The 9,747-nt window shown below is 44.4% G+C and carries 9 protein-coding genes and 1 riboswitch; all 9 genes read left to right on the plus strand.

Annotation, left to right across the window (positions count from 1 at the left end; all coding sequences use genetic code 11):
• The first annotated feature begins 91 nt into the window (after positions 1-91).
• Positions 92-283: riboswitch (cobalamin riboswitch) on the plus strand.
• Between the two features lie 213 nt (positions 284-496).
• Positions 497-1,801: a sirohydrochlorin cobaltochelatase gene (locus QVP40_RS02050; RefSeq protein ID WP_022066852.1), complete on the plus strand. Its 1,305-nt coding sequence runs from the start codon at positions 497-499 to the stop codon at positions 1,799-1,801.
• A 75-nt stretch (positions 1,802-1,876) separates the two neighbouring features.
• On the plus strand, positions 1,877-2,755 hold the full coding sequence (locus QVP40_RS02055) for a hypothetical protein (protein WP_022066853.1): 879 nt from the start codon (positions 1,877-1,879) through the stop codon (positions 2,753-2,755).
• A 47-nt stretch (positions 2,756-2,802) separates the two neighbouring features.
• On the plus strand, positions 2,803-3,903 hold the full coding sequence (locus tag QVP40_RS02060; RefSeq protein ID WP_442852278.1) for an ABC transporter substrate-binding protein: 1,101 nt from the start codon (positions 2,803-2,805) through the stop codon (positions 3,901-3,903).
• A gap of 46 nt (positions 3,904-3,949) precedes the next feature.
• On the plus strand, positions 3,950-4,966 hold the full coding sequence (locus QVP40_RS02065; protein WP_022066855.1) for a FecCD family ABC transporter permease: 1,017 nt from the start codon (positions 3,950-3,952) through the stop codon (positions 4,964-4,966).
• Positions 4,966-6,093: an ABC transporter ATP-binding protein gene (locus QVP40_RS02070; protein WP_022066856.1), complete on the plus strand. Its 1,128-nt coding sequence runs from the start codon at positions 4,966-4,968 to the stop codon at positions 6,091-6,093. Before QVP40_RS02065 ends, QVP40_RS02070 begins: the two co-directional genes overlap by 1 nt.
• A gap of 41 nt (positions 6,094-6,134) precedes the next feature.
• Positions 6,135-7,328, plus strand: a complete 1,194-nt coding sequence (locus tag QVP40_RS02075; RefSeq protein ID WP_022066857.1) for an FtsW/RodA/SpoVE family cell cycle protein — start codon at positions 6,135-6,137, stop codon at positions 7,326-7,328.
• Between the two features lie 121 nt (positions 7,329-7,449).
• Complete coding sequence (gene acpP, locus QVP40_RS02080) at positions 7,450-7,683, plus strand: acyl carrier protein (RefSeq protein WP_022066858.1); 234 nt, start codon at positions 7,450-7,452, stop codon at positions 7,681-7,683.
• A gap of 102 nt (positions 7,684-7,785) precedes the next feature.
• A complete protein-coding gene (gene gltX / locus QVP40_RS02085; RefSeq protein ID WP_022066859.1) occupies positions 7,786-9,234 on the plus strand; it encodes a glutamate--tRNA ligase in 1,449 nt (482 codons plus the stop codon).
• A gap of 12 nt (positions 9,235-9,246) precedes the next feature.
• A partial coding sequence (locus tag QVP40_RS02090; RefSeq protein ID WP_288200196.1) for a UvrD-helicase domain-containing protein occupies positions 9,247-9,747 on the plus strand: 501 nt, incomplete at its 3' end.

Here is a 9,747-nt window from a genome sequence, read left to right on the forward strand (position 1 = left end):
TTTTATAAAAATACAAAGTTAAAAGCGAAATCTCTGTTTTTCTGTAAGGATGCTTGTATTTGTCAAAAAAGAGTGGTATAATTTAGAAAATTGAATAAAAAGAATATCAGGTGCTGGATTTTTATCCGGTTAAAAGGGAAGCAGGTGAGAATCCTGCACGATCTCGTCACTGTATTTAAGGAGTACAAAGCATTTTGTATTTTTACAGCCACTGGGAAACTGGGAAGGCTGCTTTGTATGTGGAATTATAAGCCAGGAAACCTGCCTGATATTGGTACGGGGACGAGGGCCCCAAATCACGAGTAATTGGTTGTACCGAATTGTGTCAGCAGCCCTTTTACCATGAGTAAGGGGTTTTTTTATTTTTATATAAAAATTCAGGTAATGGCACGGTGTTTTGCAGAAGAGTTTTTCTCCGTACATTTTTATTCATTTTTCGGAAAACTGTCATACAGCGGACAGATTCCGGCACAGTGTAAAAAAGGAGGATAAAAACATGAAAAACAAAACTGTAAAAGCACTGGCATTACTGATGACTGTAACAACTGTTTCTATGATGGGAGCCTCCAGCATTTATGCTTCCGATACAGAAACAACAACAGAAGCTGCGGCTGAGGAAACTGAAGCTGCAGGAGAAGAAAGTGCAGATGCAGATCAGCAGGCAGCAGACAATGTGGCAGCGCTGATCGATAAAATTTATGTTCAGGAAAGAACAGAAACAACAGATGATGACTGTAAAGCTGCAAAAGAAGCCTGGGATGCCCTTACCGATGCACAGAAAGAGCTGGTGGAAGGCGAGAATGCCAGCCCGGATTACTTTGGACTGGACACCGGAGACGCTGCCAAAGATGATGCACGCAATGCAGATGAGATTGGCGAGAACGAGCTTCTGGTAGTAAGCTTTGGAACCTCCTATAACGACAGCCGTGTTGAGGACATTAAAGGAATTGAAGACGCTTTGCAGGAAGCTTATCCGGACTGGGCCGTAAGAAGAGCATTTACTGCTCAGATCATTATCAACCACGTTCAGGCAAGAGACGGGGAAGTGATTGACAATATGCAGCAGGCTCTTGACCGCGCAGTGGAAAATGGAGTAAAGAATCTTGTGGTGCAGCCTACACATCTCATGCATGGAGCTGAATATGACGAGATGGCAGAGGTTCTTGAACAGTATCAGGACAAATTTGAATCCGTTGCAATTGCAGAGCCTATGCTTGGCGAGGTTGGGGATGATGCAACTGTGATTAATGAAGATAAAGCAGCAGTTGCTCAGGCAGTTGCAGATGCGGCAGTTCAGGAAGCAGGATTTGACAGTATGGAAGCAGCTGCAGAGGATGGCACAGCATTTGTATTTCTTGGCCACGGAACTTCCCATACAGCAAAGGTAAGCTACAGCCAGATGCAGACCCAGATGGAGGAGCTTGGATTTAAGAATGCATTTATCGGCACTGTAGAAGGTGAGCCGGAAGATACTGCCTGCGAAGCAGTGATCGAAAAGGTAAAAGAAGCAGGATATAAAAAAGTAATCCTTCGTCCGCTTATGGTAGTTGCCGGAGATCATGCAAATAATGATATGGCAGGAAGTGAAGAAGATTCCTGGAAATCCATGTTTGAAGCATCCGGCAGCTTTGACAGTGTGGATGCTCAGATTGCCGGCCTGGGAAGAATCGATGCAGTAAAACAGCTTTATGTGGATCATACAAAAGCAGCAATTGATTCCCTTGGAACAGAAGCAGCTACAGAGGATGAGGCGGCAGAAGCTGAAACAGCAGAGGCAGAAACGGAAGCTGCAGAAGAATAAGAACCATATGGATAAAAAATCTGCCCGGAATGTTACAGAACTTCCGGGCAGTTATTTTGAAAGGAGATTGATAAAATGAAACGAAAAACAGTAATTGCCCTCTGTATGCTGAGTATAGCAGCAGCTATGGGAAGCTACAGTTCTGTTATGGCAGAGGAAAAAACATCTGCAGAAGCCGCTGCTGAAAGTAAAGAAGCCATAGAGAATGAGCTGAAAGACGGTATTTACACAGCTGATTTTGATACAGACAGCAACATGTTTCATGTGAATGAGGCAAAAGACGGCAAGGGAACACTGACAGTAAAGAACGGGGAAATGACCATTCATGTCAGCCTTGTTTCCAAAAGCATCGTAAACCTGTTTTCAGGAAAAGCGGAGGATGCACAGAAAGAAGGCGCGAAGGTTCTGGAGCCTACAGAGGATGAGGTTACATACAGCGATGGCTATAAAGAAACCGTGTATGGCTTTGACATTCCGGTTCCGTCTCTTGAGGAAGAATTTGACGTAGCACTTCTTGGCAAAAAAGGCAAGTGGTACGATCATAAAGTAAGTGTTTCCAATCCTCAGCCAGCGGAGAACAGTGAAGAGACAGGCGGTTCATCAGAAGGAAAGACAGCAGAGGAGCTGAAGCTTGAGGATGGAGATTACACAGTGGAAGTAGCGCTGGAAGGCGGTTCAGGAAAGGCCTCTGTAGAGAGTCCGGCAGAAATGAAAATTTCAGACGGGAAGGCTGTGGCAGTCATTACCTGGAGCAGTCCCAACTATGATTATATGATTGTGGACGGGGAGAAATATGAAATGATGAATACAGAGGGAAATTCTGTATTTGAAATTCCTGTGGAGGCCTTTGATACTGCTCTTGAAGTAAAGGCGGATACAGTAGCCATGAGCGAACCCCATGAGATTGATTATACCCTGCAGTTTGATTCTGAATCTGTAAAAAAGGCTGAATAAATATGAAAAGGATTTTAATCTGTTTTATTGTAAGTATTATGCTTTTTATGGAAGGTATTCTTCCGGTCCAGGCATCTCAAGGCCAGAAGGAACCGCTGGAAATTTCAGGACTTGTTTACGATCACAGCATGGAACTTGATTATGCAGAACAGTTTTCTGTAGATTATTATAAAGATGGCTATGCTCTGATCACAATTGCAGATAAGGACAGATTTCTGGTTGTGCCGGAAGGGAAAAAGGCGCCGGAATCCCTGGATGAAACCATTGCAGTTATTCAACAGCCGGTGCAGAATATTTACCTTGTGGCAACCTCTGCCATGAATCTGTTCTGCGCGCTGGACGGGCTGGATCACATCAGTCTTTCCGGCACAGATGCAGACGGCTGGTATATTGAAGAGGCAAAAAAAGCTCTGGAGGATGGAAGTATTTCTTTTGCAGGAAAATACAGCGCTCCTGATTATGAACTGATTCTAAGCAAAAACTGTGGACTTGCTGTGGAATCTACCATGATCTACCATATGCCTGAAGTGAAGGAAAAGCTGGAACAGTTTGGAATTCCGGTTCTTGTGGAGCATTCCAGCTATGAGCCTCATCCCCTGGGAAGAACAGAGTGGCTGAAACTGTATGGAGTGCTTCTGGATAAGGAAGAACCGGCTCAGGAACTTTTTGAAAAACAGGCAGATAAGGTGAAAAATCTGGAAAACAGCAAAAATACAGGAAAGACAGTGGCGTTTTTTTATATTAATTCTGTAGGAGCTGCAAATGTGCGAAAATCCAATGACTATGTGGCGAAAATGATTGAGCTGGCAGGCGGAAAATATATTTTTGACGAGCTTGGAGAAGATGACAGCGCACTTTCCACCATGAACATGCAGATGGAAGAATTTTATGCCAAAGCCAAAGATGCAGATTATATTATTTATAACAGCACCATTGACGGCGAGCTGACAACCATTGACCAGCTTCTGGCAAAAAGTTCGCTTCTTAAAGATTTCAAGGCAGTGCAAAACGGAAATGTATGGTGTACGGAACAGAACCTTTTTCAGGATACTATGGGGCTGGGAACCATGATCGAAGATATTCATGCCATGCTGACAGCAGAAGATGAAAGGCTGGACGCCCTGACCTATATGCACCGACTGAAATAAGTTATGAAGACGCAGATTCTTATAAATAAGCAGGAAGGATAGAAATATGAGGAAGAAACTACATCTCAGATACTGGATCGCCTTTGGCTTTCTGGCTCTGCTTCTGATGAGTTTTACAGTGTGGAATATTAATTCCGGAAGTATTGAGATTTCTGTAAAGGAGATTATGGAAATACTGTTTTTGAGAAAGGGAGAGGACACGGCTCTTAATATTGTCTGGGAGATCAGGCTTCCCAGAATACTGGCAGCCATTATCCTGGGAGGCGCTTTATCTGTATCCGGTTTCCTTTTACAGACTTTTTTCGGTAATCCCATAGCCAGTCCTTTTGTTCTTGGAATTTCATCCGGAGCAAAACTGGTGGTTTCTCTTGTGATGATTTTTCTTTTGGGAAAATCCATGGTTGCATCCTCGGCAGTTCTGATTCTGGCCGCCTTTGTGGGCTCTATGATCTCTATGGGTTTTGTACTGCTTGTTGCAAAAAAAGTAAAACAGATGTCTGCTCTTATTATCAGTGGCATTATGATCGGATATATCTGTTCTGCCATTACAGATTTTGTGATCACGTTTGCAGATGATTCCAATATTGTAAATCTTCATAACTGGTCCATGGGAAGCTTTTCCGGCATGAACTGGGAAAATGTGCGGATGATGGCAGTTGTGACAGCAGTTACGGTACTGATGGTATTTCTGATGTCAAAACCTATCAGCGCTTATCAGCTTGGGGAAGGCTATGCACAGAACATGGGCGTAAATATTAAACTTTTCCGTGTGGCGCTGATTCTTCTGTCCAGTATTTTATCAGCCTGTGTTACTGCATTTGCAGGGCCGATTTCCTTTGTGGGAATTGCGGTGCCTCATCTGGTAAAAAGTTTATTAAAAACAGCCCGGCCCCTTCTGGTGATCCCGGCCTGTTTTCTGGGAGGAGCAGTATTCTGTCTTTTCTGTGATCTGATCGCAAGAACAGCCTTTGCGCCTACGGAGCTCAGTATCAGTTCGGTAACTGCGGTGTTTGGCGCACCTGTTGTTATTTATATTATGATTCGGAGAAAGAGGTCCGCATAATGGAAGAGTATTTTATTCAAACAGAGCAGCTGACAGTAGGTTATGACGGGAAGCCTCTGATCAAAGATATTGAGATCCGTCTGAAAAAAGGGGAGATACTTACTCTGATCGGCCCTAACGGAGCAGGAAAGTCCACGATTTTAAAAAGTATGACCCGGCAGCTGAAACTGGTTGGCGGGGCAGTATACCTGGACGGTGAAATGATGAGCCGCATGTCCGGAAAGGATGTGGCAAAAAGACTGGCGGTTGTAATGACAGAACGTATCCGGCCGGAGCTTATGACCTGTGAGGATATTGTGGCAACAGGACGTTATCCATATACGGGAACACTGGGAATTCTGGGAGAAGAAGACTGGGAAAAGGTTCATGAGGCAATGGAACTGGTTCATGCGCTGGATTTTAAGGACAGGGATTTTACCGCCGTCAGTGACGGCCAGAGACAGAGGATTCTTCTTGCAAGAGCTATCTGCCAGGAGCCGGAGGTAATTGTACTGGACGAGCCTACTTCATTTCTTGATATCAGACACAAGCTTGAGCTGCTGGCAATTCTTAAAGATATGGTAGTTCGGAAAAAAACAGCGGTTCTGATGTCTCTTCATGAACTGGATCTGGCTCAGAAGATTTCTGACTGCGTGATCTGTGTTCATGGAGATAAAATAGAAAAATACGGGTCTCCGGAGGAAATCTTCAGTTCTGAATATGTGCATCATCTTTATGGAATTACAACAGGAAGCTACAATGCAGCATTCGGCTGCCTGGAAATGGAAAAGCCAAAAGGAAAACCGGAGGTATTTGTGATCGGAGGAAACGGTACAGGTATTCCGGTATACAGGAAGCTTCAGAGGGCGGGGATTCCTTTTGCAGCAGGTATTCTTCACGGAAATGATGTGGACTGTGAAGTGGCCCGGGCTCTGGCGGCGGAGGTGATAGAGGAACAGCCCTTTTCTCTGATCCGGGAGGAAGTCTATCAGAAAGCGGTGAAGACGATGGAACAATGTGCTCAGGTGATCTGTTGTGTAAATGAGTTCGGACCAGTGAATGAGAAAAACAGACAGCTTTGCAGGCTGGCAGAGGAATCCGGAAAACTTGCACAGGAGAAAGGATTCTGCTATAATAGGAACACTTGATACATATTTTTTGTTTGAAACAGAAAGAGACAGGTGTTTTCATGGCAAGACCAGCACAGCAGAAAAAGCTGTCCGGCCGCAGCAGGAAAAAAAACGGAAGACGGAAACGGGTAGACTATTATGACTACAGTCTTCTGGCAGTGATCATTCTTCTTACCTGCTTTGGGCTGATTATGCTGTACAGTACCAGTTCCTACATGGCAGAGGTCAAGTACGGCGATGACATGTATTTTTTTAAGAAACAGGCGCTGATCAGCGCTGTCTGTATTGTTGCGGCAGTTGTAATATCAAAAATTGATTATCATATCCTTGGCAGATTTACCACGATCTTATATGTATCTGCTCTGTTTCTGATGGCTCTGGTAAAGATTACTCCACTGGGTCAGGAGGTAAACGGAGCGAGACGCTGGCTGAAGCTGGGGATTCAGTTTCAGCCTGCGGAGATTGCAAAAATTGCAGTGATCGTGTGTCTGCCTTACATGATCATAGAAATGGGGCGGCAGATAAAAACCCTGAAAAGCTGTATGATACTGGCAGCAGCAGGAGGAGTGCTTGCTTTCGGCGCTTATTTTTTAACAGACAATCTCAGTACGGCTATCATTATTTTCGGCATTACCGCAGGTCTTATTTTTGTTGCTCATCCGAATACAAAGCTGTTTCTCAGCATTGCGGCGGTGGGCGTGGTTCTTGTGGCGGGAATTGTAATGCTTCTGTATCTTACGGTAGACCCGGAAACAAATGAAAATTTCCGAATCGGGCGAATTCTTGTATGGCTCCGTCCGGAAGAGTTTGCAGACGGAATGGGATATCAGACTCTTCAGGCCCTGTATGCCATAGGCTCCGGCGGACTTCTGGGAAGAGGTCTGGGAAACAGCATCCAGAAGCTTGGAAGTGTTCCCGAGGCGCAGAATGATATGATTTTTTCTATTGTGTGTGAGGAACTGGGAATAGCAGGAGGCGTTATGCTGCTTCTTATGTTTGCTTACCTTCTGTACCGGCTGTTCTTTATTGCGCAGAATGCTTCCGATCTGTTGGGAAGTCTTATGGTAACCGGAATTTTTATCCATATTGCGCTGCAGGTGATCTTTAATGTCGCGGTTGTATTAAACCTTATGCCAAATACAGGTGTCACGCTGCCGTTTATCAGCTACGGAGGTACCTCAATTATGTTCCTGATGACAGAAATGGGTCTGGCGTTAAGTGTGGCCCGGCGGATAAAATTCCAGGATATATAGGAAATACCCGGAACACAGTGTCCGGAAAAAGAGAAAATCGTGGAAATCTATTGACAAATAGATGTACAGAATATATACTTTCCACATCAAAGCAGCATATTTGATAAAGGAGAAGATAGTAATGTTAGAAGAAATGAAAAAAATGATCGCAGAGCAGTTAAGCTGTGATGAAAATGAGATTAATTTGGAAACTTCTTTTAAGGATGACCTGGGGGCAGATTCACTGGATCTTTTTGAGCTTGTAATGGCACTGGAGGATGAGTACAATATTGAGATTCCTGCGGAGGAGCTTGCAGATCTTGCTACCGTAGGAGATGTGATCGAATATCTGAAGAACAGAGGCATCGAAGCATAATTGAGTTAAACGGTTGCCGTGTATCGGACGACAGCGCTAAATTCCCTGAGGCAGAGATGTCTCAGGGAATTTCATAGTATAAAGAAAAACAGGAGAGAGATTATGACAAAGTTAAGGACAAGATTTGCGCCAAGCCCCACAGGAAGAATGCATGTGGGAAATCTGCGTACGGCATTATACGCATACCTGATCACCAAACATGAGGGGGGAGATTTTATCCTCCGTATTGAGGATACGGATCAGGAGCGCTATATGGAGGGTGCGGTTGATATTATTTACCGCACCATGGAAAAGACAGGTCTGCTTCATGATGAGGGGCCGGATAAAGACGGCGGCGTAGGACCTTATGTACAGAGTGAGCGTCAGGCTTCCGGTCTTTATCTGGAATATGCAAAAAAGCTTGTAGATCAGGGAGACGCTTATTACTGTTTCTGCGGACAGGAAGAACTGGAATCCATGAAGCGCATGGTGGCAGGAAAAGAAATTTCCATTTATGACAAGCGCTGTCTGAATCTTCCTAAGGAAGAAGTAGAGAGACGTCTTGCAGCAGGAGAGCCTCATGTAATCCGGTTTAATATGCCCACAGAGGGAACCACTACCTTCCATGATGTGATTTACGGAGATATCACAGTAAATAATGAGGAAATGGAAGATCTGATCCTGATTAAATCAGACGGTTATCCCACTTATAATTTTGCAAACGTAGTGGACGATCACCTGATGGGAATCACCCATGTGGTCCGCGGAAACGAGTACCTTTCCTCAGCGCCGAAATACAATCGTATTTACGAGGCGTTTGGCTGGGAAATCCCGGTTTATGTACACTGTCCTCTTATTACAAACGAGGAACATCAGAAGCTCAGCAAGCGTTCCGGACATTCTTCCTATGAGGATCTGGTAGATCAGGGATTCCTGACAGAGGCGATTGTAAACTTTGTGGCCCTTCTTGGCTGGAGCCCTCAGGAAAACAGAGAGATCTATTCTCTTCCTGAGCTTGTGGAAGCCTTTGACTATCACCACATCAGCAAATCACCGGCTGTTTTTGATATCCAGAAGCTGCGCTGGATGAACGGCGAATATATCAAAAAAATGGATCCGGAAGCTTTTTATGAAAAAGCCCTGCCTTATATGAAGGAAGTACTGAAAAAAGATTATAATTTCCATAAAATTGCAGGAATGGTGCAGACACGAATCGAGGTATTCCCGGATATTCCGGCTCTGATCGACTTCTTTGAGGAAGTTCCGGAGTATGATTCCTCCATGTACTGCCACAAAAAAATGAAAACAACAGAAGAAACTGCTCTTACTGTATTAAAAGAGGTTCTTCCTGTACTTGAAGCTCAGGAGGACTATACAAATGATCCTCTGTTTGCTTCTTTAAGCGAATTTGTAAAAGAAAAGGGCTACAAGAACGGATATGTTATGTGGCCGCTCCGTACTGCAGTTTCCGGCAAGCAGATGACACCTGCCGGAGCAACTGAGATCATGGAGATCATTGGCAAGGAAGAAACTCTGAAGCGCGTAAAAGCAGCCATTGAAAAACTCAGCTAAGAACGGACTTATATGAAACGTAATCCATCTCAGAAACGGGCAATCGCCCACCTGTCAGGACCCATGATGGTTCTGGCAGGCCCCGGATCGGGGAAAACCTCCGTAACAGTAGAACGAATTGCATATATGACAAAAGAATGTGGGATATCCCCGGCTTCCATTCTTGTTGTGACATTTTCCAGGGCCGCGGCAAAGGAAATGAAGGAACGGTTTTTAAAATTTACCGGACAGGAGCACAGCCCGGTGACGTTTGGAACCTTTCACGGGGTATTTTATGCTATTTTAAAACAGGCATATGGATTTACTGCGGCAAATATTTTGTCAGAGGAAGAAAAGAATAGTATTTTAAAAGAACTTACCCTGGAGCTGGCAGGAGAGCTTGCAGAAGAGGGCGATTTTACCGGAGAACTGGCAAAAGAGATCAGTGTGGTAAAAGGAAACCGGATTTCTCTGGAGCATTATTATTCTTCCTGCTGTCCGGATGAGGTGTTCCGCCAGATATATCAGGGATAC

The sequence above is a fragment of the Blautia sp. CAG:257 genome, assembly GCF_000433815.1.
Lineage (GTDB): Bacteria > Bacillota > Clostridia > Lachnospirales > Lachnospiraceae > Blautia_A > Blautia_A caecimuris.

Bases quoted from the DNA above. Each gene is read 5' to 3' on its own strand.
- QVP40_RS02050 (WP_022066852.1), top strand. From the start codon at position 497: ATGAAAAACAAAACTGTAAAAGCACTGGCATTACTGATGACTGTAACA.
- QVP40_RS02055 (WP_022066853.1), top strand. From the start codon at position 1,877: ATGAAACGAAAAACAGTAATTGCCCTCTGTATGCTGAGTATAGCAGCA.
- QVP40_RS02060 (WP_442852278.1), top strand. From the start codon at position 2,803: ATGGAAGGTATTCTTCCGGTCCAGGCATCTCAAGGCCAGAAGGAACCG.
- QVP40_RS02065 (WP_022066855.1), top strand. From the start codon at position 3,950: ATGAGGAAGAAACTACATCTCAGATACTGGATCGCCTTTGGCTTTCTG.
- QVP40_RS02070 (WP_022066856.1), top strand. From the start codon at position 4,966: ATGGAAGAGTATTTTATTCAAACAGAGCAGCTGACAGTAGGTTATGAC.
- QVP40_RS02075 (WP_022066857.1), top strand. From the start codon at position 6,135: ATGGCAAGACCAGCACAGCAGAAAAAGCTGTCCGGCCGCAGCAGGAAA.
- acpP (WP_022066858.1), top strand. From the start codon at position 7,450: ATGTTAGAAGAAATGAAAAAAATGATCGCAGAGCAGTTAAGCTGTGAT.
- gltX (WP_022066859.1), top strand. From the start codon at position 7,786: ATGACAAAGTTAAGGACAAGATTTGCGCCAAGCCCCACAGGAAGAATG.